Genomic DNA, 23,271 nt, shown 5'->3' on the forward strand with positions numbered 1-23,271 from the left:
CTTAAGTGTCTGAATTATTTGACGAAGTCGACGAGGAAGTCCGTCGCGATCAGCTCAAGAAGCTGTGGGACAAGTACTCGATCTTTATCATCGCGCTGGCGATCCTGGTGGTCGCCGGCGTCGGTGGCTGGCGTGGCTACCAATATCTCGAGGCCAAGAAGGCGGCCGAGGCCGGTGCGGCGTTCGACCGCGCGGCCGAGCTGTCCGAGCAGAACAAGCACGCCGAGGCAGAGGCTGCGTTCGCCGACCTCATCATCAAGGCGCCGTCCGGCTACCGCAATCTGGCGCGGCTGCGCATGGCCGCCGAGGTCGCGACCCGCGACCAGCCGGCCGCAGCCAAGATCTATGACGAGATCGCGGCCGATCGCAGCGTCGGCGGTCCCGAGCAGGATCTGGCGCGGATCCGCGCCGCGCAGATCCTGATGGAAACCACGACCTATCCGAACATGCTGCAGCGGCTCGAGGCGACGGCCACGGCGAAGGATTCGACCTTCCGCCACTCCGCGCGCGAGCTGCTGGCGCTGTCGGCCTTGCGCGCCAACGATGCCACCGCCGCGCGGCAATGGCTCGAGCAGATAGCCAATGACGGCGAGACGCCGCCGAGCCTGCGTTCGCGCGCCGAAGCGCTGCAGGCCTTGTTGCCGCCGGTCGCCAAGAGCTGAGGAGGCATGATCCGCAAAAGTGGGAACCGGTTTTCCCTCGCGACAAACGCGAAGCGTTTGCGCGGAGATCATGCCCAGACGAACCCGAGTTTGAGTGAGAGATCGACCATGCGCCGCTCGCAACGCCTGATCGCAGCCGTAATCGTCGCCGCGCTTTGCAGCGTGCTGGCCGGTTGCGGCGGTGGCGGTATGGCCAATTTCGATCCGAGCGACCTGCTCGACTTCCTCGATACCAAGAAGAAGCTGCAAGGCGACCGCAAGCCGGTATTCCCGGAAGGCGTGCCCGGTCTCGAGCAGGGCGTGCCGAAGGAATTGTACAAGGGCTCGCAGCAGGAACAGCTCGACCAGCAGAACGCCGCGGCAGCAGCGGCCCAGGCGGCTCCGCCGCCCGAGCCGTCGAAGGGCGCCAAGAAGAACGCCAAGGGCCGGGCGGCGCCGGCCGCAGCCCCCGCGGCGGATCAGGCGGCGGCTCCCGACGCCGCGCCGGAGGAGGGTGCGCCCGCCGCGCTGCCGCCGGAGCCGAAGCCGAAGAAGATCGTCCGCCGCCGCACCACCGCGCCGCCGGCCGACGACCAGCAGGCGCAGCCTGCGGCGCCGGCCCAGACCCAGACCTCGCAACAATCCGGCGGCGGCTTCCCTGCGCCGGTGCCGAGCGGCGGCTTTACACGCTAACCGTTAGGCTGAGTTCCACCTCGCCCCGCTTACGACGAAGGGGGAAGGTGCCCGATCATTTGCTTCGACCGACCAACATTCCTGCTGTAGTTCTTGCCAGCACCTTGACCCGCGCGTCGCAGACCGCGCCTGGATGATCCATGTCCTTCACCATCGCCATTATCGGCCGGCCCAATGTCGGAAAGTCGACGCTGTTCAACCGGCTGGTCGGCCAAAAGCTCGCGCTGGTCGACGACGAACCCGGCGTGACGCGTGACCGCCGCGAGGGCCAGGCCCGGCTCTATGATCTCGACTTCACCATCATCGATACCGCGGGCCTCGACGAAGGCGCCAAGGGCTCGCTGACGGCGCGGATGCAGGAGCAGACCGAGACCGCAATCGAGCTTGCCGACGCCCTGATGTTCGTGATCGACGCCCGCGTCGGCCTGACGCCGACCGACCGCGCCTTCGCCGATTTCGCCCGGAAAGCCAACAAGCCGGTGGTGCTGGTCGCCAACAAGGCGGAAGGCAAGCACGGCGAGATCGGCGCGATGGAATCCTACGCGCTCGGCCTCGGCGATCCCGTCCAGATCTCGGCCGAGCATGGCGAGGGCATGGGCGATCTCCACGATGCGCTCAGTGCGTTGATGCCGGAGTCTGCCGAGGAGGAGGAAGAGGAGATCGAGGGTGTCGAGGATTGGTCGGACGAGGAGATCGCGCAGCGCCCGATCCGGGTTGCGATCGTCGGCCGGCCCAATGCCGGCAAGTCGACGCTGATCAACCATCTGCTCGGCGAGGAGCGGCTGCTGACCAGCCCCGAGGCCGGCACCACGCGCGATTCGATCGCGGTCGAGATCACCTGGCAGGGCCGCCAGTTCCGCGTGTTTGATACCGCAGGCCTGCGCCGCCGCTCGCGGATCGAGGAGAAGCTGGAGAAGCTCTCGGTCGCCGACGCGCTGCGCGCGGTGCGCTTCGCCGAAGTCGTCGTGATGATGATGGACGCGCAGAACAGGTTCGAGGAGCAGGATCTGCGGATCGCCGACCTGATCGAGCGCGAAGGCCGCGCCATCGTGCTCGCGGTCAACAAATGGGACCTCGTCGAGCGCAAGCCCAACCAGATATCGCAACTGCGCACCGATGCTGACCACTGGCTGCCCCAGGTCAAGGGCGTGCCTGTTGTCGCCGTCTCCGGCCTGATGGGCGAGGGCATCGACCGCCTGATGATTGCGATCCAGGAGGCCTATGCGGTCTGGAACCGGCGCTTGCCGACGGCCGCGCTCAATCGCTGGTTCGAGCAGGCGATCCAGGCCGCTCCGCCGCCGGCGGTCTCGGGCCGCCGGTTGAAGCTGAACTACATCACGCAAGTGAAGGCGCGCCCGCCGAGCTTCGTGCTGTTCTGCTCGCGCGCCGACGCGATCCCGAGATCCTACCTGCGTTACCTCACCAACTCGCTGCGCGAGACCTTCGATCTGCCGGGCACGCCGATCAGGATCACGTTGCGCGAAAAGGCCAACCCGTTCGCCCACAAGCGCAAACGCCCGTCATGAGCGGAGAGGTGGCGAACGGCAGAACGGACGCGCCGCAGGCGCGCGGTGCCGCCGTCATCTTCATCTTCGTCACCATCCTGCTCGACACGCTCGCGCTCGGCGTGGTCATCCCGATCCTGCCGAAACTGATCGAGAGTTTCGTCAACAACGACACCGCGAACGCCGCGCGCATCTTCGGGCTGTTCGGTACGATCTGGGCGTTGATGCAGTTTTTCTGCTCGCCGATCCTGGGTGCGCTGTCCGATCGCTTCGGTCGCCGGCCCGTGGTGCTGTTGTCGAACTTCGGGCTTGCCGCCGACTATGTGGTGATGGCGCTCGCGCCGAAGCTGGGCTGGCTGTTCATCGGCCGGATGGTCTCGGGCATCACCTCGGCGAGCATCTCGACCGCATTCGCCTACATCACCGACGTCACCGCGCCGGAGCAGCGCGCCGCCGTGTTCGGCAAGATCGGCGTCGCCTTCGGCGCGGGATTCATCCTCGGGCCGGCGCTGGGCGGTTTGCTCGGCCAATTCGATCCGCGGCTGCCGTTCTGGGTCGCAGCCGGCCTGAGCTTCGCCAACGGCCTCTATGGCCTGCTGATCCTGCCGGAGTCGCTGCCTGCCGGGCGGCGCTCGCCGTTCCGCTGGCGGAGCGCCAATCCTGTCGGCGCATTGCATCTGTTGCGCTCGAACCGGGTGCTCGCCGGGCTGTCGCTGGTGAATTTCTTCGCCCAGCTTGCCCATGTCGTGCTGCCGTCGGTGTTCGTGCTCTACGCGACCTATCGTTATGGCTGGAGCACCGGCACCGTCGGCGCGACGCTGGCGCTGGTCGGCGTCTGCGCCATGATCGTGCAGGGTGCGGCGATCGGCCCGATCGTCAAGCGCTTCGGCGAGCGCAAGACGCTGTTCCTCGGCCTCGGCTTCGGCGCGGCCGGTTTCTTGATCTTCGGTGCGGCGCCGACCGGCCATTGGTTCTGGGTCGGCATTCCCGTGATGGCGCTGTGGGGCGTCGCGGGCGCCGCGACCCAGGCGCTGACCACGCAGCTCGTTGCGACAGATCAGCAGGGCCAGCTGCAGGGCGCGACGTCAAGCGTGCAGAGCGTCTCGCAGCTGATCGGCCCGTTCCTGTTCACGCTGACATTTGCGCATTTCATCGGCGCCAACGCGCCAGTGAAGATGCCCGGCGCGCCATTCTATCTGGCGGGCGCGCTGCTGCTGCTCGCGCTCGCGATTGCATGGCGTTCGACGGCGAAGGCGCCTGCGCAGGGTGGGTGAGTTAGTTCGGCCGAAGGCCTCACCCGGCCGACGCGCGCGCAGTCTCGGCGTGGTCAGGTCGCGTGCTCGATCTTCCGGGTCAGCGCGGCCGCTTCGGCGTCGGCCTGGCGCATCGGATTGAAGCTTGCGTCGGCCTTGGTGAGCGCCGCATAGAAAGTCCCCTGCTGCGAGCGAAGCCAGCCCATCAGCAGTCGCGGCGACGGCGTCAGGTTCTTGTCGAGGAACGACGCCGCATCGATCGGCGCGCCGGCATAGTCGAAGATCGACTGCCGCCGTTCCGAGCGATAGACCATCTGTACGACACTGGCGAAGAACTCCTCCATATTGCGATAGCTGCCGCTGACCGGCGCCTGAAAGGAAAGTCCCTTCGCCAGCCGCGCGGCATGCACCAGCTCATGCAGCAGTGCATCGTCGGCGCCCATCGGCTGATCGTCGAAGCGCTGCGCCGTATAGAACATATAGACGCCTGTCCCCGCTCCGGTGGCCGGATAGGTGAAGTCGAGACGACTCCACTGCGTGCCCTTCAGCATGCCGTCGAGCTGCGGCTGCAGCGCCGCGGGTGGAACCGCGGGATTGGCCCGCCAGGCGGCGATCATCTCCGGCGTCGGCATGATCACAGTCGCCTCGGTCGCGGCCGCCGTCTCGGATTTCCACTGCCCCGAGGGCAGGAAATCGAACGGAAAGATCGTCACCTTGTGCGACGGCTTGCGGCCGATTTCCGCAAGCACGGCGCGGCCAGTGGCGCGCTTGGGGATGAGATCCAGCTGCGCCTTCACGGTGCGCTCATGATGGCCCTTCATGTCCTGGTAACGGGATTCCAGCGCCATGACGTCGCGATAGATGCCCTGCTCGTTGGGCATGCGCAGCGGGCCCGGCTGGTACAGCGCCAGCCAGTCCAGCCGATGCGGATAGCCGATGACGATGTCAGGCGCCGCCGCATACGGCGTTTCCTCGATCGGCCTCGTGATTGCGAATTTGGGTCGATTGGCCATCTGTCCAGCTCCCGTGTCGAGCTCCCGTGTCGAGCTCGGGCTTGGCCGCCCCTTCTCCTCGGTCGCCCCCCGGGAGGAGCGGGTTCACGCCGTTAGGCAAAATAGCTGTCGGCCACATCACGACACAAAATGCCGAAAGCTTGCGGAACGATGTGTGCGTCGCGCGCTCCATGCTGGAGCCGTTGGATGCAATGTGATCCATCACACTGAGAGGATCTGAGGCAATTTCCGGCCAGGCACGAGTGAGGGCACACATCAATCCGTCGCGGGCACCGAATGGTGCTCGTGCGTGATGCGCCAGCCGTCGCCGACCTTGCGCAATCCGATCGTCAGCCTGAACTGGAAGGTGGCATCGGGCGGGCCGCAGCGCATCACCGCAGCCGCGAAGGCGACATCCTCGCCGGCCGTGATCGCGATCTCCTCGATATCGAAGGCGTTGCCAGGGCGATTATATCTGAAGAACAGATCCCAGGTCTTGCGGTATTCATCCAGTCCACGTGACAGCAGCGGCGGCGGCACGTCGAACATCACGATGTCCTGATCGTGATGGGCGAGCACGCCGGGATAGTCGTGCCTGCGGACGGCGTCCGCCCAGGATTCGATGAGTGCCCTGATTTGGGTTGTCTGGCTTTGTGACATCGCTCGCATGCTCCAAGTGCTGGCTGATCGATGCTTCGAGGACGAATGCGCGGGCGGCTATCCGACAGGCCGATGCGCCCGATCTGCCGAATCTGGCGGATTACGCCATTTTGCCTGTTTACAAACCATCCGGTTGGTTTGTATAGTGGTATTGGATCTAGACGCGCGCCTCGCCCGGGGCGGCGCCGGCAGGAGAAGCAGGGTGAACGACGAGGCCGTTGAAGCTCGAGGGGAACAGGCACGGCACGATCGTCGCCGCCAGTTATGCCGATGCGCAATCGATCGCCCGCCGGCGGGGTCGGGGAGAGAAGGTCATCGGCCGGATGGCTCACGGTTTCCTTCACGGCCTGCGTCGCTGCTTGCTGCAGACGATTCGCGGCACCGTACGCGCGTGCGCGTGAGCGATCAGATAGCGCAATGATCGATTCGTTCGCATGATGCGCCACCCCGATGCCGACGCCGGCATTTCGGGTACGTCGTTCGCGCTGCCTGGCAGAATCGGATGCAGCGCTTGAGATTGACCGAGGCCGCTGAGATACTGTGCGCTCAAGCGACTCCTTCCTGAGTAAGCAAACCCATGGATAATCCTTCTCGCTCGGAACGCTCCCGCAACGCCGCACTCGAGGCCGCGATCACCATCGTGACGCGCGATGGTCCGGGACGCCTGACGCTGGACGCGATCGCGCGCGAGAGCGGGCTCAGCAAGGGCGGCGTGATGCATCAGTTCCGCACCAAGGAAGCGGTGCTGCGTGCCTTGCTCGAGCAGCAGATGGCGCATTTCGAGGAGTTCTCGAACCGCTACATCGAAAAAGCGCGCGAGACCACGGACCAGCCCGAACTCGCGGCGCAGATCGCCACGCTGCGGGAGGCGATCTCAACGCCGCGGGCCGGCGCCTTCGCGCTGCTGGCGGCGATGAACGAGAATCCCGAATTGATGGCGATGCCGCGCGATGTCGACGTCAAGAAGATCGCGCTGATGAAGGCCGAGGCGCGTGACCCCGATCTCGCGCTGCTGCGCTGGGCGGCGGCGAGGGGGCTGCTGCTGAGTTCGTTGTTCGGCCTGTCATCGTTGAGCGATGCCGAGCGCGATCGCCTGTTCGCGCGATTGCTCGATGACAGCAAGTGGGCTCCGATCGAGCAGGGCGCGACGGCGGCTGCAAAGCCGGCCAGGACGGTCGCGGCGCGCGCGGCATCGCAGGCTCCGGCCGCAAAGCCGGCCGCAGCCCGCAAGCGCAGCTGAATCTCGCTGATAGCCCGGCGCTTCGAGCGCCGCATTTTTCTGATGCGTTTCCTGCGATTGCAACTTTACAAACCAACTGGTCGGTTTTATAGTTCGTCGCACTGAGGCAAGATCTGGCGGCGCCGGGACGGCGAGCCAGATCGGCAGTGGCGGCCGCAGCCGCACTTTCAGCCCCGGACGCGGCTGCGGCCGAGCTGCTTTTTTCAGCAGGTCGGATGAGGAGACTGGAATGGAGAGCTCGATCGCCGCGCGCGGTCTGGGAGCGATGGCGCTTTGCGTCATCGCAGCAGGATGTGCCGCCGTCACGCCGGTGGCTTATTCGGAGGTGGCCTCGTCGGCCTACATGACGCCTGACACGTCGGATTCTTCCGGCCGTGTGCCGTATCGCTATGCGCCGCCGGTCGACTGGCGGAGCTACAACAAGGTGATGCTCGATCCGGTCGTGGTCTATCGCGGCGCGGATCATCAGTTCGGCGACATGTCCGACAAGGACAAGGAAACGCTCGCCGCCTACATGCAGACCCGCTTCGCCGACAAGCTGCGCGGCCGCTTCACGCTGGTGAACACGCGCGGGCCGAACACGTTTCGGCTGCGGCTGACGCTGACCGGCGCTGTTGCCAACACGCCGGTGCTCGGCACGCTGTCGCGGTTCGATCTGGCCGGCGCTGTCTACAACGGCGTCCAGGCGGCGCGCGACGGCGAGGGCACGATGACGGGCTCGGTGATTTATGCCGTCGAGATGTTCGACAGCTCGACCTCGCGGCTGCTCGGCGCCTACGTCAGCAAGCAATATCCCAACGCCTACGACATCAAGGCCAGCGTCGGCGATCTCGCCGCCGCCACCGCCGGCATCGACAAGGGCGTCGATGCCTTCATGACGCAACTCAAGTGAGGCGCGCGTCGCGCGTCCCTAAAACCATTCCGGCAATGAAAGGTCCTCTGCCATGAACTTTCTGGTTCGCATGTTTCTGCGCAGCCTCGTCGCCGCCTTGCTGATGAGCTCGACCGGCCGCGCCGGGACGATTGCTCCGGTCGATCCCGGCGGCACCTGGTTGACCGAGGACGGGCGCGCCCGCATCCGTCTCGAGCGCTGCGGTGTTGCACGTGACCGCATCTGCGGCTTCATCGTGTGGATGAAGGATCCGCTGGATCCACGCGGCCAGCCGTTCCGCGACAGCTTCAATCCCGATCCCGACAAGCGAACGCGCGCGCTGCTCGGCCATCAACTGATCCTGGGATTGAAGCTGACGCCAGAGGGCCGGTTCGACGGCGACATCTACAATGCCGAGGACGGCAAGTCCTATTCGGTCTCGCTGTGGCGCGACGCGTCCGACCGGCTGAAGCTGAAGGGTTGCCTGCTCAAGTTGCTGTGCCAGACCCAAACCTGGACCCAGACGCTCGACGTGCAGGCTGGACAGCTCGTCGGCCTGACCGGCGATCCCGGCGGCCCACGCGCCGACAGGGAATGGGCGTCGTTGCCGCCACCGGCGAGGAAGGCAGCCGCGAAGTGATGGGGGTGGAGCGAGTCATTCCGGGGCGCGCAAAGCGCGAACCCGGAATCTCGAGATTCCCCGGGGCGCAATTGCGCCCTTGAGGTCTGGTGCTTGCGCACCATCCCGGAATGACCGCTACGCGGTCACTTCTTCACCAGCGGACACTCGCTGGCCTCGAGTGGCTTGGCGGCGTCATCCGGCGAGATGGTGGCGATCAGCTTGTAATAGTCCCAGGGATATTTGGACTCTTCCGGCTTCTTCACCTCGAACAGGTAGGCCGGAATGATGCGGCGGCCGTCGATCCGCAGCGGGCCGTTGCCGAACAGCGGATCGTCGGTCGGGATCTCCTTCATCTTGGCGACGACCTTGGCGCCGTCATGCGGATTGCCGCCCATCGCGTCCAGCGCCTTCAGGTAATGCAGGACGCCGGCATAGACGCCGGCGACCGTCATCGACGGCATCGCGTTCTTCGGCGAGACCTTCTGGAAGCGCTTCGACCAGGCGCGGGTCTGGTCGTTCATGTCCCAGTAGAACGACTCGGTGAAGGTGAGGCCCTGGGCGATCTTCAAGCCGAGCGCGTGCACGTCGTTGACGAACAGCAACAACGCCGCAAGCTTCTGCCCACCCGCGGTGATGCCGAATTCGGAGGCCTGCTTGATCGAGTTGGTGGTGTCGCCGCCGGCATTGGCGAGGCCGATGACCTTGGCCTTGGAGGCCTGCGCCTGCAGCAGGAAGGAGGAGAAGTCCGCGGTGTTCAGCGGGTGCTTGACGCCGCCGAGCACCTTGCCGCCGCTGGCGGTGACGACCGCCGTGGTGTCGCGCTCCAGCGCATGGCCGAACGCATAATCGGCGGTGAGGAAGAACCAGGTGTCGCCGCCCGCCTTGGTCAGCGCCTTGCCGGTGCCGTGGGCGAGCATGTAGGTATCGAACGTGTAGGAGATCGTGTTGGCGTTGCAGGCCTTGCCGGTGAGATCGGCGGTCGCCGCGCCCGAATTGAGCACGATCGAGTTCTTCTCCTTGGCGAGGTTGCTCACCGCCAGCGCGACGCCGGAGTTCGGCGTGTCGGTGATGATGTCGACCTTCTCGTTGTCGATCCATTGGCGGGCGATGTTGACGCCGACGTCGGGCTTGTTCTGATGGTCGCCGCTGACCACGTCGATCTTCCAGCCCTTGGCACGCAGGCCGGAATCGTCCACCGCCATGTTGGCCGCGGCCACCGAGTTCGGGCCACCGATGTCGGCATAGAGGCCCGACATGTCGTTCAGCACGCCGATCTTGACGTTCTTGTCCTGAGCAAAGGCAGGTGTTGCAAGGCCGAGTGCAGCGCAAGCGAGAAGCACGGCGTGGCGCCGCACGAGCGTCGTCGTCATGAGTATTCCCTCCATTGTCATTTTCCGGACGGCCCTCTTGTGGAGCCTTGTGCCGGTCGTTCGAGTTTCCGCTTACCCTTTCTCGGCAGAGGCGGCAATCCGCATAAAGCCTGATGAACTGCGTCGAAGCGTCATCCAGCTGCAATCCTCACTTCAGCGCGTCCGAGGTCAGCTTGAACTTCTGGATTCGCTTGCCCTCGACCTCGCCGGTGTAGACGTTGCCCTTCTGATCGACCGCCATGGCGTGCAGCAGCGCGAACTGGCCGGCATTGCGGCCGCTATGGCCGAACGTGCCGACCACAGTGCCGTCGTCGCGCTTGAGCACGCGGATCTCGTTATTGGCGCCGTCGGCATTCAACAGATAGGTCTGCTTCGGATCGGGCCACAGCGCGAGGTCGAACACCGCGCCGTCGCCGCGGGTGTTCTTCTCGTAGAACCATTCCCTGACGAAGGTGCCGTTCTTCTGGAACACCTGGATGCGGTCCTGGCTACGATCGCAGACATAGACCAGCCCGTCATTGGCGATCTTGATGCAATGCACGGGATTGCCGAACTGCTCCTGCACCGCGGCGCTTGGATCGTAGGGCGGCTGCTTGTCGTCGGTGGGGAGCTTGCCATAGCCGCCCCAGTGCCGCTTGTAGGCCAGCGTGGTGGCATCGAACACGATGACGCGGCGGTTGCCGTAGCCGTCGGCGATGTAGAGCTCGTTGGCATCCTTGTCGATCGCCATCTCGGCGGGCCGGCCGAGCTGAGTGGTGTCGTTGCTGTTGGTGCGGGCTCCGATCTTGCCGATCTGGCCGAGATATTTGCCGTCGAGCGTGAACTTCAGGATCGCGCTGTCGTCGTCGGCATTGCCGCCGATCCAGACGAAGCCGCGCTCGTCGACCTCGATGCCGTGCTCGCGGCCGACCCATTGATAGCCGTCGCCGGGGCCGCCCCAGGCGCGCAGCAGATTGCCGTCGACATCGAACTCCAGCACCGGCGGCGCCGCCACGCAGCATTTCGCGCGCGGCGGCGTGAGGCTCAAAGCCTTCTCGCCATCGGTCAGCGACCGCGGGCGGTGAATCACCCAGATATGCCCCTGCCAGTCGACCGTGATGCCGCCGATCTGACCGATGATCCAGTTATTGGGAAGCTGTTTTGGCCAGGACGCATCGACCGCGAAGGTCGGGACATCGCCGGCCCTGGCGGGGACGGGCAGAGCGAGGAGGGATGAAGATGCGATACAGGCAGAGAGAATGAACCCGGACAGTTTTAAGCGCGCGCGATTGAGCTTCGGCGTCATGATTGTCTCCCGAGATTTTCTTGGCGGTCGTCCCGCTTGGGAGCGCAGTCAATCGTGGGGCGGGGGAGGAGTCAATTGCATCGCAAAGGCAGGCCCACGCGTCAGAAGAGGTGTCATCGCCCGGCTTGCCGCCTCCGCGAAAGCTTCGGCGTGCCAGGGATTCGTAGCCTCGTCGAAGCCTTGGCGTAGACGGGACCGGGCGATCCAGTACGCCGCGGCTTCTCGATTCAAACGCAATCGCCTCTGGAATACTGGATCCCCGCATTCGCGGGGATGACAATGGAAGGCGCGGCTCACCTGTTACTCCTTACGCCGGTGGCTGAAAGCTCCGCAGCGTGCGCGCCTTGTAGTCGTAGAGCTTGCCGGTCTCGGTCCACGCAGGCGAACACATCGGCACGATGTATTCGGCAGCCATGTCGGGCGTATCCAAGGTCATCGGGTCTTCGCCGGGAAACACCTGCGCGCGCATCCGCGTGCGGATCGGACCGGGGCTGAACAAATTGACGCGCAACGCCGTATTCGCGGTCTCATTGGCCCAGGAGCGCACCAGTGCGTCCAGCGCCGCCTTCGAGGCCGCGTAGGGGCCGAGATAGGCATTGGCCTTGTGGGCTACGCCCGAGGTTACGAACACCGCGCGGCCGGCGTCGGACTGGCGCAGCAGCGGGTCCATGCAGCGGATCAGCTGGAAGTTGGCGGTGACGTTGATCGCGAACACGTCGTTCCACGGCTTCAGCTCGATATGGCCGAGCGGCGAGGAGGGACCCGCGGTGCCGGCATTGCCGACCAGGATGTCGAGCCTGCCGTGCCGCTCATGCAACGCGAGCCCGAGCCGCGCGATGCCGTCGTAATCGGTGAGCGAGAGCGGCACCAGCGTGGCGCTGCCGCCGTCCTTCTGGATCGCGTCGTCGAGCTCTTCCAGCCCTCCTTGCGTGCGCGCCACCGCCACGACATGGGCACCGGCCTTGGCCAACGCGAGGGATGCCGCATAGCCGATGCCGCGCGAGGCGCCGGTCACGAGGGCGATACGGGAGGCGAGGGGTTTTGTCATGAGCGTAACTCTATCGTCGTCGTCCCTGCGAAAGCAGGGACCCATACGCCGCGGCGGTCGTGTTGTGCAAAGGTGTTCGTAACCGATGCCGCCCGAAAAAACGAGGGCCGGTGGCGATGGGTCCCTGCTTTCGCAGGGACGACACCGTGGTCGGCGTCAGCTCGCCTCCGCCAGCAGCGAGAGCTGGCGCGGCGGGGCCTCGGTTTCGCTCTGGTCGGTGAGGTGGGTCGGATAGGCGCCGGTGAAGCAATGGTCGGCGAATCTCGGATTGGCCGGATCGCGCCCCTCATAGCCCATCGCGCGGTACATGCCGTCGATTGACAGGAAGGCGAGCGAGTCGGCGCCGATGATGTCGCGCATCTCCTCGAGCGAATGGGTGGCGGCGAGCAGGCCGCCGCGGTCCGGCAGGTCGATGCCGTAATAGTCGGGATAGAGGATCGGCGGCGAGGCGAGGCGGAAATGCACCTCGCGGGCGCCGGCGTCGCGCATCATGCGCACGATCTTCTTCGAGGTGGTGCCGCGCACCAGACTGTCGTCGATCAGGATGATGCGCTTGCCCTCGATCGCGGCGCGGTTGGCCGAATGCTTCATGCGCACGCCGAGCTCGCGCACGCTCTGGGTCGGCTGGATGAAGGTGCGGCCGACATAGTGATTGCGGATGATGCCGAGCTCGAACGGCACGCCGGAATACTGGCTGTAGCCGACCGCGGCGGGCACGCCGGAATCCGGCACCGGCACCACGACGTCGACCTCGGGATGGCTCTCGCGCGCAAGCTGCGCGCCGAACGCCTTGCGCACGTCGTAGACCGAGCGGCCGCCGACGATGGAATCCGGCCGCGCGAAATAGATGTATTCGAAGATGCAGGGCCGCGCCGGCTTCGGCGGGAACGGCTTGTGGCTGTGCGCGCCGGTCTCGTCGAACACGATGATCTCGCCGGGCTCGATGTCGCGGACATATTTCGCGCCGATCATGTCGAGCGCGCAGGTCTCCGAGGTCAGGATCGGATGGCCGTCGAGATCGCCGAGCACCAGCGGGCGAATGCCGAGCGGGTCGCGGGCGCCGACCAGCTTCTTGTTGGTCAGCGCGACCAGCGCATAGGCGCCCTCGATGGTGCGCAGCGCCTCGATGAAACGGTCGATGAAGCGGGTGCGCTTCGACTGCGCGACCAGATGCAGGATCACCTCGGTGTCGGTGGTCGACTGCATCATCGCGCCGCCCTTGACCAGCTCGCGGCGCAGGGTCAGGCCGTTGGTGAGGTTGCCGTTGTGGCCGACCGCAAAGCCGCCGGCGCTGAGCTCGGCGAACAGCGGCTGCACGTTGCGCAGGATGGTGCCGCCTGTGGTGGAGTAGCGGACATGGCCGACCGCGGCGTTGCCGGGCAGGCGCTCGATCACCTCGCGGCGGGAGAAGGCATCGCCGACCAGGCCGAGGCGGCGTTCACTGTGGAAGCGGCCGCCGTCGAAGGTGACGATGCCGGCGGCCTCCTGGCCGCGGTGCTGCAGGGCGTGCAGGCCGAGCGCGGTGATCGCGGCGGCTTCGGGATGGCCGAAGATGCCGAACACGCCGCATTCCTCGCGGAGCGTGTCGCCATCGAGATCTGGGTGGTATCTGAGAGGGTCCTGCAGTTCGATCGGGCCGAGGTCGAGATCCATCTGGTCGGCTTGATCCGAAGGGGTCTGCATCTCGTTCATCGCCTCTCGTAAGGGCCCAAATAGTTTATCGGCCCGCGGGTTTCTCGATCAGCTTTTTCAAGCTGTCACGCGCAGGTTTGCTATAGCCATCACCCGACGCCGGCGTCGCCTGATCGTTGGTATCGGCCGCAGAATCGTCGTCTGGCTTATTCTTCTTGAACTTCTTTAAGATGGTGTTCTCGGGGTCGTCAGGCAAGAGCGTCATCAGCCAATCCCCGGTTCCCTGCAGCACCACGCGGGACTTTGCCCCGGTGACCCAGTCGGGCCGCTGCTTGTCCGGAACCAGCCAGGTGAAGAACATGAACGCCACGACCACGATCAGGAGGCCGCGGGCGAGCCCGAATAGGAAGCCGAGGGTGCGGTCGAGCGCGCCGATCCGGGAATCCAGGATCATGTCCGAGATCCGCACCGTGATCACCGAGACCACGATCAGCGTGCCGATGAAGGTGCCGGCCACCACCACCACGGCCGCGACCGTGTCGTTATTGAAGTAAGTTTTGGCGGTCGGCAGCAGCTTCGAAAAAGCATACAGCGTGACCAGGGCGGCGGCGCCCCAGGCCGCGATCGACAGGATCTCGCGCATAAAGCCGCGCACCATCGCCAGCAGGCCCGAGATCAGCATCACGCCGAGCAGGACAAGATCGAGTATCGTTACGGGCATCGGCTGGTCAGGTCCGCTGGTACGTTTCGGTACGCTGTTAAGGGCTTACGCTGTTAATGGCTCTCGCGAATCGGCAAAGTCGGTGCCGTCCTAAATGAGGCGCATCGGGGGCGTCCGGCAAGTCCGCAACACCACCTGTCCCGCGCGGCGGATGTATAGCGGCGAGGGGCTGAGACGTCACGCCCGCTTTAGCCGTTGTCGCGACGGAATCGGGCCGGTGTGGCATTTTTCCCAGCCGATTCAGCGCGCCCAGAACCGTCTTGGTCGCCCGAAGACGGATTCCGGCCGCCTCTGGGCGTTCCGCGTGCGGCAATTTCGGCGACCAGCGTGGTCAGATTGCCGACGCTGTTCAGCGCCAGGCCGGCATCGCCGCCGCTCTCACCGCGGACCGATTCGGGCAGGATGGCGCGGCCGAAGCCGAGCTTGAGCGCCTCCTTCAGCCGGGCCGGGGTCTGTGCCACCGGGCGGATCGCGCCCGACAGCGAAATCTCGCCGAAATAGACCGCATCCGTCGGCAGCGGCGCGTTCACCAGCGAGGACACCAGCGCGGCCGCCGCGGCGAGGTCCGCGGCCGGCTCCTGGATGCGCAGGCCGCCGGCGACATTGAGATAGACGTCATGTCCGGACAATTTGACCCCGCAATGCGCTTCCAGCACCGCGAGCACCATCGACAGCCGGCTCGGGTCCCAGCCGACCACGGCGCGGCGCGGGGTGCCGAGCGAGGTCGGTGCCACCAGCGCCTGCAGCTCGACCAGCACCGGGCGGGTGCCCTCGATGCCGGCGAAAACAGCCGTGCCGGGGCTGCCGAGTTCGCGTTCGGAGAGGAACAATTCCGAGGGGTTGGTGACCTCGCGCAGGCCAAGCCCGGTCATCTCGAACACGCCGATCTCGTCGGTCGCGCCAAAGCGGTTCTTCGCCGAGCGCAGAATACGGAACTGCTGCGAGCCTTCGCCCTCGAACGACAGCACCGCATCGACCATGTGCTCGACCACGCGGGGGCCGGCAATCTGGCCGTCCTTGGTCACATGCCCGACCAGGATGATCGTTGCCCCGGTTTTCTTGGCGAACCTAATCAGGGCCTGCGCCGAGGCGCGGACCTGGGTCACGGTGCCCGGCGCGGATTCGACGGTGTCGGTCCACATGGTCTGGATCGAATCGATCACGATCAGCCGCGGCACTGCGCCTTCCGAGAGCGTCGAGACGATGTCCTCGACCGAAGTTTCGGACGCCAGCTGCACCGGCGCGTCGGCGAGCCCGAGCCGCTCGGCCCGCAGCCGCACCTGGGCGACCGCCTCTTCGCCGGAGATATAGACCGCGCGATGGCCGGCGCGCGCCATCATGCTGGTGGCCTGGGTCAGCAGCGTGGATTTTCCGATGCCGGGATCGCCGCCCACCAAGAGCACCGAGCCGCGGACAAAGCCGCCGCCGGTGACGCGGTCGAGCTCGGCCATGCCCGACGACAGCCGCGGCGCGTCCTGGGTCTTGCCGGAGAGCGATTCCAGCGCGAACGTCCGTCCCTTGCGCTTGGAGCGGATCGAGACCGGCACCGAGCCCGTGGTGTCTTCCTCGGCCAGCGTGTTCCACTCGCCGCAGGAATCACACTTGCCCTGCCAGCGATTATACGCCGCGCCGCAGTTCTGGCAGACGAAGGAGAGGGTGGATTTGGCCATGAAGGGACTCGATTCCGCATCCTCTCAATAGCACGGATCACAAGGGGGCAATGCCCAAGGCATCGCCGTGCCCAAGCGTGTTTGGTCCGAGACCTGTTGGGATGGTCTATGTCGAACGCTGCTTGACGACCCGAACAGCGATTGCGGCGGCTGGCCATAGCTGCAGCCTGTAATGATCATCCCCATCCAGGCCGTTTGCCGACAGCGTGTCGAGTGCCCCATACGAGACGCGCACCCGATAGCTCCCCGGCGAGACCTCGATGCGTTTCGCGTCAGGGAAGTAATCGGTGCAACCGGCGATCACGATGCGCCCGGACGCGACATCCAGGCTGGCTTCGACGACGTGATCCCATTCAGAGGAATCGTCGTCCGGCTCGCCTTCGAGAATCTGCACAGCGACCGGAACGTCCATGTTTCGCACGGTGCCGATCCCGACCGTCCCGGGCGCTACCGCGAGCAATCGGTCGGTCGCTTCCTCTGTCCACGCCTCGGAAAGGTTGCCATCCGCAGGTTCATCCTGGATGTAGAATTGGAAATAGTCCGCAAACAGCGAGAGTTCGAAAGATTTCATGTTCAGCTTCGCCTGGATTAGTGCACCGCCGCCGACCACAGCAGCGACACGCCCGCCGCCAGCATGATGCCGTCCATGATCAGGCGGAACGCGTCCGGCTTCAGATGTAGCACGAAGCGTTTTGCGATGAAGGCGCCCGCCATCAGCGAGGCGCCGGCGATCAGGCCCTTGAATGCGATGTCAGGCGTCAGCGCGCCAAAGCGCTCGAACGTCACCGACTTGCTGACATAGAGCCCGAGCGAGCTTGCCGCTTCGGTGGCGAGGAACGCGCCCTTGCTGAGGCCGTAAAACAAAAACAGCGGCACGCTGAGCGGGCCGGTCGAGACCACGACGCCGGTGAGATAGCCGATCACGGCGCCGCCGATGGCGAGATGCCAGAGATTGGCCTTCAGCTCGTGCCGCGCCAGCCAGTGCCGTACCGGCACCATCGCGATCAGGAACACGCCGATCGCGATATCGACCGCATGCGAGGGCAACGCGAGCAGCGTCCGCGCGCCGAGCGCTGCGGCCGGAATGCCCGTGATCGAATAGGCCGCGCAGGCCCGCCAGTCGACCTCGCGCCACCAGGCGAGAATCCGCGACAGATTGGCCATCACGGCGGCGACCGCCATGATCGGCACCGCCTGCTTCGGCCCGTACTGATAGACCAGCACCGGCATCAGCATGATCGACGAGCCGGTGCCGACGATGCCGGAAATGGTGCCGGCGACCAGGCCGACGATGAGGACGAAGAGAAAACCCACCTGCGCACTCCGGGACGTGGTCCCGAGCTACGCTTGATGCGTGTCTCGAGAGCCGCGCTTCACTGTGACCCAATGGTTCGAAGCAGCGCAAGGCGCGTCTGAACCACAGACGAGCATCGTGAGGCGCGTCAGTACTTCGCGACGACCGGGCCGCCGAACCGGTAGTTGACCCGCACCGTCACCATGTCGACGTCCTGGCGGATGCGTTCGTCATGGTTGAGCGCGGCGATGAAAGCCGGATCGTAGGTCATGCGAACATTGTTGGTGCCCATGAACAGATGGTCGTATTCGACCGCCAGCGACCAGTTGCGCGCGATGCCATATTCGGCGCCGGCGCCGATCGCGCCGCCCCAGCGCGTCTCGTCGCCGCGATCGGCGATGAATCCGACCGGCACGCCGGGTCCAAATCCTGGCGTGATGAAGCTCTCGTAGCGATCGCGCACCACGGCCGCGCCGCCCTTTGCGTACAGCAGGAACGAACCCCAGGAATAGCCGACCTGTCCAGTGAACAGGCCGATGGCATCGATCCTCGAGCGGTTGGCGAAGCCCGCGAACAGCGGGGCGACGGACGGGTTCGAGCCGGAGAGGTCGGCCCAATTGCCCTGCGCTTCCACGCCGAACACCCAGGCCGCCTGCTGCCAGCGATAACCGATCTGGCCGCCGGCGGTCGCGCCAGAGGCCGTGTGGCAACCCTCGGGGCCGGCAAAATTCAGCACGCCGAGCGTCGGGTTGGTGATAGTGAACGGCACCACGTCCCAGCATTTCCGGCTCCAGCCGCCGCCGCCGTTGGCGCCGACATAGAAGCCGCTCCAGTCATAGGCGGTGGCGACGATCGGGACCGCCTTGGTGTAGGGGCGGGCGGCGAGGTCGGCTGCGGACGCGCTGGCAATGCCAAGCATGAGCATCGACGCGGCGGCGAAATAGGACTTCATGTGCAGACCCAATGCATGAATCAAATCGGTGTGATTGTAGTCGATTTGCACCACCCCAGGCTGTACCCGGTCCGCCACATCCGCTGCGCATTCGCCCACATCGGGTGGCCTCGGCGGCCGTGCAAAAACTGCCCGTCGGGCAAATGCGAAGCTGCGTCCCCATCCACAACTGTCATCGCCCGGCTTGACCGGGCGATCCAGTACGCCGCGGCCCATCCGCTCAACTACGACTGTCTCTGGAATACTGGATCGCCCGGTCAAGCCGGGCGATGACACCGAACGAGCTGTTTGACAGGTTGAATCGAGAACATCCTGATCGTCGTCCTGGCCTTCGCCAGGACGACGTCAACAATGAGCATCCATCACTTCAACACCACCCACGCCGGCGCATGATCGCTGGCGCCTTCCTCGCCGCGGATGTCGCGGTCGACGCCGGCTTTCGCAAGTCGCGGCGCCACTTGGGGGCTGAGCAGCAGATGATCGAGCCGGAGGCCGGCATCGCGCGGCCAGCGGTTGCGCTTGTAGTCCCAGAAGGTGAACATCTGATCATCCGGATGCAGCGTGCGGATCGCGTCGCACCAGCCCTGATCGACCAGCGCCTTGAACGCGGCGCGGCTCTTTGGCTGGATCAGCGCGTCCTTGTCCCAGGAGCGGGTCGGATAGATGTCGAGAGGCGTCGGCGCGACGTTGTAGTCGCCGGCGAGCACCACGGGGACGTCCTGCTTGAGCAGCTTGGCGGCGTGGGCGCGCAGCCGCCTGAACCAGGCGAGCTTGTAATCGAATTTCGGTCCGGGCTGCGGATTGCCGTTCGGCAAATAGAGGCTGGTGACGACGATGCCGCGCACTGCGGCCTCGATGTAGCGTGCCTCACGGTCGTCGCGGTCGCCAGGCAGGGCGGTGCGGATCAGGACCGGCTCCGCCTTGCGCGCCAGGATGGCGACGCCGTTCCAGGTCTTCTGTCCCTGCCACACCGCCCCGTAGCCGGCCTTCTCGATCGCCGCAGCAGGAAACTCTGCGTCGCTTGTCTTGAGCTCCTGCAGGCTGACGACGTCAGGTCTGGCCGACTTCAGCCAGCGCAACAGGTTCGGTAGCCGGCGATTGATGTTGTTGATGTTGAAGGTCGCGATCTTCATGCGTGCAGCCGATCGCGCCGATCGATCGCGTCAAGCGGATGGCGGGGTCGGTTCGGCGGGCAGCGGTGGCGGCGCGGCCGGTGCTGCTGTCGGCAAGGCCGGAGGCCCCACGGGCGTGGCGGGTGCAGCGGCCTCGCTCTTCTCGGCGGCAGCTGGCTCGCTCTTCTCGGCTGTGGCGTCGCTTCGCGCGGCGACGGCGTCGCCGCCCTTGTAGATGCGCACGAAGCGGCGGCCGAGGCTGGTCAGCACCTCATAGCCGATGGTGCCGAAATGATGCGCGACCTCGTCGACCGTGATGCCTTCGCCGATCAGCGTCACCATGTGGCCGCGCCGCACGGCATTCTTGTCGAGGTCGGTGACGTCGACCGCGATCAGGTCCATCGAGACGCGGCCGGCGATCGGGCAGCGCTTGCCGGCGACCACGACCTCGGCGCCGCGGGTGCCGTCATTGGCGCTGGCGGCGCGGAAATAGCCGTCGGCATAGCCGGCGGAGACGATCGCAAGCCGGGTCGGCCGGCGCGCGGTCCAGGTGCCGCCATAGCCGACGGTCTCGCCGCGATCGATGTTGCGGATCTGTACGATGCGTGCCTTGAGGTCGACCACAGGCTGCATCGGGTTGTCGGCCTCGGGCGTCGGATTGACGCCATAGAGCGCGCAGCCCGGCCGCACCATCTCGAACTGGAACGGGGCGCCGAGGAACACGCCGGAGGAGTTGGCGAGCGACGCCGGCACGCCGGTGAACAGGCTCGCGATTTCGCGGAAGCTCGCAAGCTGCCTGGCGTTGGCAGGACTGTTGAGCAGTTCGGCGGAGGCGAGGTGGCTCATCACCAGCGTGATGCCGTGATCGCCGGCATTGATCCGCGGGATGATGCCCTGGGCCTCGCTGACGGTGAGCCCGAGCCGGTTCATGCCGGTGTCGATATGGATGGCGGCGCCGCCGGACCAGCCGGAGCGGCGGCAGAACACGTCCCATTCGGCGAGCTCGTTGAGATCGCCGATCACCGGCTTGCAGTCGATCCTGGCGTAGGCGTCGCCGGTGTTCTGGAAGAAGCCGCCCAGCGAATACACCGTGGCCTCGGGAACGGCCGCGCGCACCACGGCGGCCTCCTCGACGGTGGCGACGAAGAAGGTCTTGCAGCCGGCCTTGGCCAGCGCCCGCGAGACCTGCTCGGCGCCGCAGCCATAGGCGTTGGCCTTGACCACGGCGGCGCATTCGGCCGGGACTGCGGTCTTCTCGAGCTTGCGCCAGTTGGCGATGATGGCGTCGAGGTCGACGGTGAGGATACCGCTGGCGGTCGGATGGGCCGCCAGCAAACTGGCTTCGGGCGTCAGCTGCGATTTCGCGTCGGTCACGATGTTCATGCCGCATTTCTACGCGTCGCGCTTGCGGCGTTCAACCGCGTCAGAGCATCAATAGTGGCGATCCGGAACCTGACCGTCGGGTGCGAGGTCGCCGAAGCGCGTCACGCTGGCCTCGAAGTGCAGATCGACCGTGCCGGTCGGGCCGTGGCGTTGCTTGCCGATGATGACTTCGGCCTTGCCGTGGGCAAGGTCCATGTCCATCTGCCACTTCTCGTATTCCGGGGTACCCGCGCGCGGCTCCTTGTTGGCGAGGTAATATTCCTCGCGATACACGAAGATCACGACGTCGGCGTCTTGCTCGATCGAGCCGGATTCACGCAGGTCAGAGAGCTGCGGCCGCTTGTCTTCGCGGTTTTCGACCTGACGCGACAGCTGCGACAGCGCGATGATCGGGACGTTCAACTCCTTGGCCAGCGCCTTCAAATTGGTGGTGATCTCGGTGATTTCCTGCACGCGGTTGTCGTTGCCCTTCTTGCCCGAGCCCTGCAACAGCTGGATGTAGTCGATCACGATCAGGTCGAGACCCTTCTGACGCTTGAGCCGCCGCGCCCGCGCGGTGAGCTGCGAGATCGAGAGGCCGCCGGTTTCGTCGACGTAGAACGGCAGCGATTGCAACTCGATCGAGCAGTCGCGGATCTTCTCGAAATCGAGCTCGGAGATGCCGCCGCGGCGGATCGAGCTCGAGGGGATGCCGGAGCGCTCGGCGAGAATACGGGTGGCCAGCTGCTCGCCGCTCATTTCGCAGGAGAAGAAGCCGACCGCGCCGCCGTTGATCGCCTTGGTGGTACCGTCTGCCTGCACCTCGCCCTCATAGGCCCTGGCGACATTGTAGGCGATGTTGGTGGCGAGCGAGGTTTTGCCCATGCCGGGACGGCCGGCAAGGATGATGAGGTCGGAGGATTGCAAGCCGCCCATCTTGGCGTCGAGGTCGCGCAGGCCGGTCGAGATGCCGGACAATTTGCCGTCGCGCTGAAACGCCTTCGCCGCCATGTCGACGGCGACGGTGAGTGCCTGCGCGAAGCGCTGGAAGCCGCCATCGTAGCGGCCGGTTTCGGCGAGGCTGTAGAGCTGCCGTTCGGCATCCTCGATCTGCGCGCGCGGCGCGAAGTCGACCGGCGCGTCGAACGCGACGTTGACGATGTCTTCGCCGATCCGGATCAGGTCGCGGCGCAGGCTGAGATCATAGACGGTACGTCCGTAATCCTGCGCGTTGATGATGGTGGTCGCTTCGGCGGCGAGCCGCGCCAGGTATTGGCTGATCGTCATGCCGCCGATGTCGGTATCGGCCGGCAGGAACGTCTTCAGGGTCACGGGGGTCGCGACCTTGCCCATCCGGATCAGGGAACTGGCGGTCTCGTAGATCGTCTGGTGCAGCGGCTCGAAGAAATGCTTCGGCTCCAGGAAGTCGGAGACGCGGTAGAACGCGTCATTGTTGACCAGGATCGCGCCCAGAAGACTCTGTTCCGCTTCGATGTTGTGCGGCGCACTCCGATAGGTCGGGGACGCAGCGTCGGGCGCGAGCTTGTGGACGTTCGAATCAATCAAGGCCATGGACAAGCTTATTCTTCTGATTTCGTCGTTACTGCGATTTTCGGATGTGGGGCGGCGATCAAGCGCCAGCCCGGCACGAAGCGAAAGGACGGATGTGCCTTATGCACGATTCACACAACGCGATGTGTGAATCCGCCACGGCCGGATGCATTCCGCTTGACGGGGTTTTGCTCGAAACCGGGCGGAGCTCGGCCGATCTGTGATGTCGTTGGTAAAAATTCGACGCGGCCTGAACCTTTTGCCGGGCTGCCGCGCCCAATCGGAAGCGAAGTCGCTGCTGGCCCCGGTTCCTCAGACCAGAATGAGGAAAGCCAGTGCGATCAAGGCGGCCGCCACGCCGGTTGCGATCAGGGCGTAGTCGGTCACGAGGTCGCGCTGCGGGTCCAACATCGTCTGGTGCGTTTCTCGGGTCATTCCGGACCTCTACGACAGACCGGGACGGACCTCTGTGAAGCAGATCACACCTGGCGCACTTTCTTTGCGTCAGGTTCGCGGGAACGACCCGGCGGATTCCGGGTTGTATTCGCTCAGGGAAGATACGGGGACCATGGCTCACGAGTTTCAGACAGCGCGAATTCAGCCCGGTCGGGCAGGTGGCATGGACCGCCGCTGGCTGGCGGCGCTTGTCGAGGCCATGGAGCAGGCGGCGCGTCCGGAAGTTCGGGGTGTTCCCTGCGATGCCCGGCTGATCTCGGCGGCCGCGGCCCATCTGGCGCGTCCGGCCCCGACCTTCGCCCATTGCGGGTCCGCCTTCAGCCTGCGCAACTAGCAGCTGG

The 23,271-nt window shown here is 65.5% G+C and carries 24 protein-coding genes; 9 read left to right on the forward strand and 15 right to left on the reverse strand.

Annotated features, from left to right (window positions below; all coding sequences use genetic code 11):
* The first annotated feature begins 5 nt into the window (after positions 1-5).
* The 4 genes from V5279_RS19710 to V5279_RS19725 all read left to right on the forward strand — a co-directional run bounded on the left by V5279_RS19710 (position 6) and on the right by V5279_RS19725 (position 4,113).
* Entirely contained in the window at positions 6-662 is a 657-nt protein-coding gene (locus tag V5279_RS19710; protein WP_029083556.1) for a tetratricopeptide repeat protein, read from the forward strand.
* 108 nt (positions 663-770) lie between these two features.
* Complete coding sequence (locus tag V5279_RS19715) at positions 771-1,334, forward strand: hypothetical protein (RefSeq protein WP_338700151.1); 564 nt, start codon at positions 771-773, stop codon at positions 1,332-1,334.
* Positions 1,335-1,474: 140 nt separating this feature from the next.
* A complete protein-coding gene (gene der, locus V5279_RS19720) occupies positions 1,475-2,860 on the forward strand; it encodes a ribosome biogenesis GTPase Der (protein WP_338700153.1) in 1,386 nt (461 codons plus the stop codon).
* Positions 2,857-4,113: a TCR/Tet family MFS transporter gene (locus tag V5279_RS19725; protein WP_414645936.1), complete on the forward strand. Its 1,257-nt coding sequence runs from the start codon at positions 2,857-2,859 to the stop codon at positions 4,111-4,113. The genes der and V5279_RS19725 overlap by 4 nt, the downstream gene beginning before the upstream one ends.
* Before the next feature lie 53 nt (positions 4,114-4,166).
* On the opposite strand, the gene V5279_RS19730 is transcribed toward V5279_RS19725, so the two are convergent.
* Positions 4,167-5,105 (reverse strand): hypothetical protein, encoded by a 939-nt coding sequence (locus tag V5279_RS19730; protein WP_029083552.1) that lies wholly within the window; start codon positions 5,103-5,105, stop codon positions 4,167-4,169.
* A gap of 255 nt (positions 5,106-5,360) precedes the next feature.
* Positions 5,361-5,744 (reverse strand): YybH family protein, encoded by a 384-nt coding sequence (locus V5279_RS19735; RefSeq protein WP_338700158.1) that lies wholly within the window; start codon positions 5,742-5,744, stop codon positions 5,361-5,363.
* 218 nt (positions 5,745-5,962) lie between these two features.
* On the opposite strand from V5279_RS19735, the gene V5279_RS19740 reads away from it, so the two are divergent.
* The 4 genes from V5279_RS19740 to V5279_RS19755 all read left to right on the forward strand — a co-directional run bounded on the left by V5279_RS19740 (position 5,963) and on the right by V5279_RS19755 (position 8,495).
* Positions 5,963-6,145: a hypothetical protein gene (locus V5279_RS19740; RefSeq protein ID WP_338700160.1), complete on the forward strand. Its 183-nt coding sequence runs from the start codon at positions 5,963-5,965 to the stop codon at positions 6,143-6,145.
* 176 nt (positions 6,146-6,321) lie between these two features.
* The gene (locus tag V5279_RS19745) at positions 6,322-6,984 is read left to right on the forward strand and encodes a TetR/AcrR family transcriptional regulator (protein WP_338700161.1); all 663 of its coding nucleotides are present in this window, start codon (positions 6,322-6,324) and stop codon (positions 6,982-6,984) included.
* Positions 6,985-7,213: 229 nt separating this feature from the next.
* On the forward strand, positions 7,214-7,876 hold the full coding sequence (locus V5279_RS19750; RefSeq protein WP_338700163.1) for a DUF3313 domain-containing protein: 663 nt from the start codon (positions 7,214-7,216) through the stop codon (positions 7,874-7,876).
* Between the two features lie 52 nt (positions 7,877-7,928).
* Positions 7,929-8,495, forward strand: coding sequence for a DUF2147 domain-containing protein (locus tag V5279_RS19755; RefSeq protein WP_338700165.1), 567 nt, complete (start codon positions 7,929-7,931; stop codon positions 8,493-8,495).
* A 125-nt stretch (positions 8,496-8,620) separates the two neighbouring features.
* Here the strand turns inward: V5279_RS19755 and V5279_RS19760 are convergent, their stop codons facing one another.
* The 13 genes from V5279_RS19760 to V5279_RS19820 all read right to left on the reverse strand — a co-directional run bounded on the left by V5279_RS19760 (position 8,621) and on the right by V5279_RS19820 (position 22,909).
* A complete protein-coding gene (locus V5279_RS19760; RefSeq protein WP_338700167.1) occupies positions 8,621-9,847 on the reverse strand; it encodes an ABC transporter substrate-binding protein in 1,227 nt (408 codons plus the stop codon).
* Positions 9,848-9,995: 148 nt separating this feature from the next.
* Entirely contained in the window at positions 9,996-11,132 is a 1,137-nt protein-coding gene (locus V5279_RS19765) for a hypothetical protein (protein WP_338700169.1), read from the reverse strand.
* A 307-nt stretch (positions 11,133-11,439) separates the two neighbouring features.
* Positions 11,440-12,180 (reverse strand): SDR family NAD(P)-dependent oxidoreductase, encoded by a 741-nt coding sequence (locus V5279_RS19770; protein ID WP_338700171.1) that lies wholly within the window; start codon positions 12,178-12,180, stop codon positions 11,440-11,442.
* A 156-nt stretch (positions 12,181-12,336) separates the two neighbouring features.
* Entirely contained in the window at positions 12,337-13,833 is a 1,497-nt protein-coding gene (gene purF / locus V5279_RS19775) for an amidophosphoribosyltransferase (protein ID WP_414645953.1), read from the reverse strand.
* Positions 13,834-13,897: 64 nt separating this feature from the next.
* Positions 13,898-14,533, reverse strand: a complete 636-nt coding sequence (locus V5279_RS19780; RefSeq protein WP_029083542.1) for a CvpA family protein — start codon at positions 14,531-14,533, stop codon at positions 13,898-13,900.
* Between the two features lie 188 nt (positions 14,534-14,721).
* Positions 14,722-16,203 (reverse strand): DNA repair protein RadA, encoded by a 1,482-nt coding sequence (radA, locus tag V5279_RS19785; RefSeq protein ID WP_166296274.1) that lies wholly within the window; start codon positions 16,201-16,203, stop codon positions 14,722-14,724.
* A 106-nt stretch (positions 16,204-16,309) separates the two neighbouring features.
* Positions 16,310-16,774 (reverse strand): hypothetical protein, encoded by a 465-nt coding sequence (locus tag V5279_RS19790; RefSeq protein ID WP_338700174.1) that lies wholly within the window; start codon positions 16,772-16,774, stop codon positions 16,310-16,312.
* A gap of 17 nt (positions 16,775-16,791) precedes the next feature.
* The gene (locus V5279_RS19795; protein WP_338700176.1) at positions 16,792-17,517 is read right to left on the reverse strand and encodes a sulfite exporter TauE/SafE family protein; all 726 of its coding nucleotides are present in this window, start codon (positions 17,515-17,517) and stop codon (positions 16,792-16,794) included.
* A 128-nt stretch (positions 17,518-17,645) separates the two neighbouring features.
* Positions 17,646-18,449, reverse strand: coding sequence for an outer membrane protein (locus V5279_RS19800; protein WP_338700177.1), 804 nt, complete (start codon positions 18,447-18,449; stop codon positions 17,646-17,648).
* A gap of 362 nt (positions 18,450-18,811) precedes the next feature.
* A complete protein-coding gene (gene xth / locus V5279_RS19805) occupies positions 18,812-19,582 on the reverse strand; it encodes an exodeoxyribonuclease III (RefSeq protein ID WP_338700178.1) in 771 nt (256 codons plus the stop codon).
* A gap of 30 nt (positions 19,583-19,612) precedes the next feature.
* On the reverse strand, positions 19,613-20,944 hold the full coding sequence (gene alr, locus V5279_RS19810; protein WP_338700180.1) for an alanine racemase: 1,332 nt from the start codon (positions 20,942-20,944) through the stop codon (positions 19,613-19,615).
* A 48-nt stretch (positions 20,945-20,992) separates the two neighbouring features.
* Positions 20,993-22,495: a replicative DNA helicase gene (locus tag V5279_RS19815; RefSeq protein ID WP_029083536.1), complete on the reverse strand. Its 1,503-nt coding sequence runs from the start codon at positions 22,493-22,495 to the stop codon at positions 20,993-20,995.
* A 291-nt stretch (positions 22,496-22,786) separates the two neighbouring features.
* Positions 22,787-22,909, reverse strand: a complete 123-nt coding sequence (locus tag V5279_RS19820) for a hypothetical protein (protein WP_256372062.1) — start codon at positions 22,907-22,909, stop codon at positions 22,787-22,789.
* Positions 22,910-23,042: 133 nt separating this feature from the next.
* Between V5279_RS19820 and V5279_RS19825 the strand changes: the two genes are divergently transcribed.
* Positions 23,043-23,264, forward strand: a complete 222-nt coding sequence (locus V5279_RS19825) for a hypothetical protein (protein ID WP_338700185.1) — start codon at positions 23,043-23,045, stop codon at positions 23,262-23,264.
* Positions 23,265-23,271 lie beyond the last annotated feature (7 nt).

The sequence above is a fragment of the Bradyrhizobium sp. 26S5 genome (genome assembly GCF_036923295.1).
GTDB lineage: Bacteria > Pseudomonadota > Alphaproteobacteria > Rhizobiales > Xanthobacteraceae > Bradyrhizobium > Bradyrhizobium septentrionale.

Excerpts from the sequence above, each read along its gene's own strand:
- V5279_RS19715 (WP_338700151.1), top strand. The coding sequence starts at position 771 with ATGCGCCGCTCGCAACGCCTGATCGCAGCCGTAATCGTCGCCGCGCTT.
- der (WP_338700153.1), top strand. The coding sequence starts at position 1,475 with ATGTCCTTCACCATCGCCATTATCGGCCGGCCCAATGTCGGAAAGTCG.
- V5279_RS19725 (WP_414645936.1), top strand. The coding sequence starts at position 2,857 with ATGAGCGGAGAGGTGGCGAACGGCAGAACGGACGCGCCGCAGGCGCGC.
- V5279_RS19730 (WP_029083552.1), bottom strand. The coding sequence starts at position 5,105 with ATGGCCAATCGACCCAAATTCGCAATCACGAGGCCGATCGAGGAAACG.
- V5279_RS19735 (WP_338700158.1), bottom strand. The coding sequence starts at position 5,744 with ATGTCACAAAGCCAGACAACCCAAATCAGGGCACTCATCGAATCCTGG.
- V5279_RS19745 (WP_338700161.1), top strand. The coding sequence starts at position 6,322 with ATGGATAATCCTTCTCGCTCGGAACGCTCCCGCAACGCCGCACTCGAG.
- V5279_RS19750 (WP_338700163.1), top strand. The coding sequence starts at position 7,214 with ATGGAGAGCTCGATCGCCGCGCGCGGTCTGGGAGCGATGGCGCTTTGC.
- V5279_RS19755 (WP_338700165.1), top strand. The coding sequence starts at position 7,929 with ATGAACTTTCTGGTTCGCATGTTTCTGCGCAGCCTCGTCGCCGCCTTG.
- V5279_RS19760 (WP_338700167.1), bottom strand. The coding sequence starts at position 9,847 with ATGACGACGACGCTCGTGCGGCGCCACGCCGTGCTTCTCGCTTGCGCT.
- V5279_RS19765 (WP_338700169.1), bottom strand. The coding sequence starts at position 11,132 with ATGACGCCGAAGCTCAATCGCGCGCGCTTAAAACTGTCCGGGTTCATT.
- V5279_RS19770 (WP_338700171.1), bottom strand. The coding sequence starts at position 12,180 with ATGACAAAACCCCTCGCCTCCCGTATCGCCCTCGTGACCGGCGCCTCG.
- purF (WP_414645953.1), bottom strand. The coding sequence starts at position 13,833 with ATGGATCTCGACCTCGGCCCGATCGAACTGCAGGACCCTCTCAGATAC.
- V5279_RS19780 (WP_029083542.1), bottom strand. The coding sequence starts at position 14,533 with ATGCCCGTAACGATACTCGATCTTGTCCTGCTCGGCGTGATGCTGATC.
- radA (WP_166296274.1), bottom strand. The coding sequence starts at position 16,203 with ATGGCCAAATCCACCCTCTCCTTCGTCTGCCAGAACTGCGGCGCGGCG.
- V5279_RS19790 (WP_338700174.1), bottom strand. The coding sequence starts at position 16,774 with ATGAAATCTTTCGAACTCTCGCTGTTTGCGGACTATTTCCAATTCTAC.
- V5279_RS19800 (WP_338700177.1), bottom strand. The coding sequence starts at position 18,449 with ATGAAGTCCTATTTCGCCGCCGCGTCGATGCTCATGCTTGGCATTGCC.
- xth (WP_338700178.1), bottom strand. The coding sequence starts at position 19,582 with ATGAAGATCGCGACCTTCAACATCAACAACATCAATCGCCGGCTACCG.
- alr (WP_338700180.1), bottom strand. The coding sequence starts at position 20,944 with ATGAACATCGTGACCGACGCGAAATCGCAGCTGACGCCCGAAGCCAGT.
- V5279_RS19815 (WP_029083536.1), bottom strand. The coding sequence starts at position 22,495 with ATGGCCTTGATTGATTCGAACGTCCACAAGCTCGCGCCCGACGCTGCG.
- V5279_RS19820 (WP_256372062.1), bottom strand. The coding sequence starts at position 22,909 with ATGACCCGAGAAACGCACCAGACGATGTTGGACCCGCAGCGCGACCTC.
- V5279_RS19825 (WP_338700185.1), top strand. The coding sequence starts at position 23,043 with ATGGCTCACGAGTTTCAGACAGCGCGAATTCAGCCCGGTCGGGCAGGT.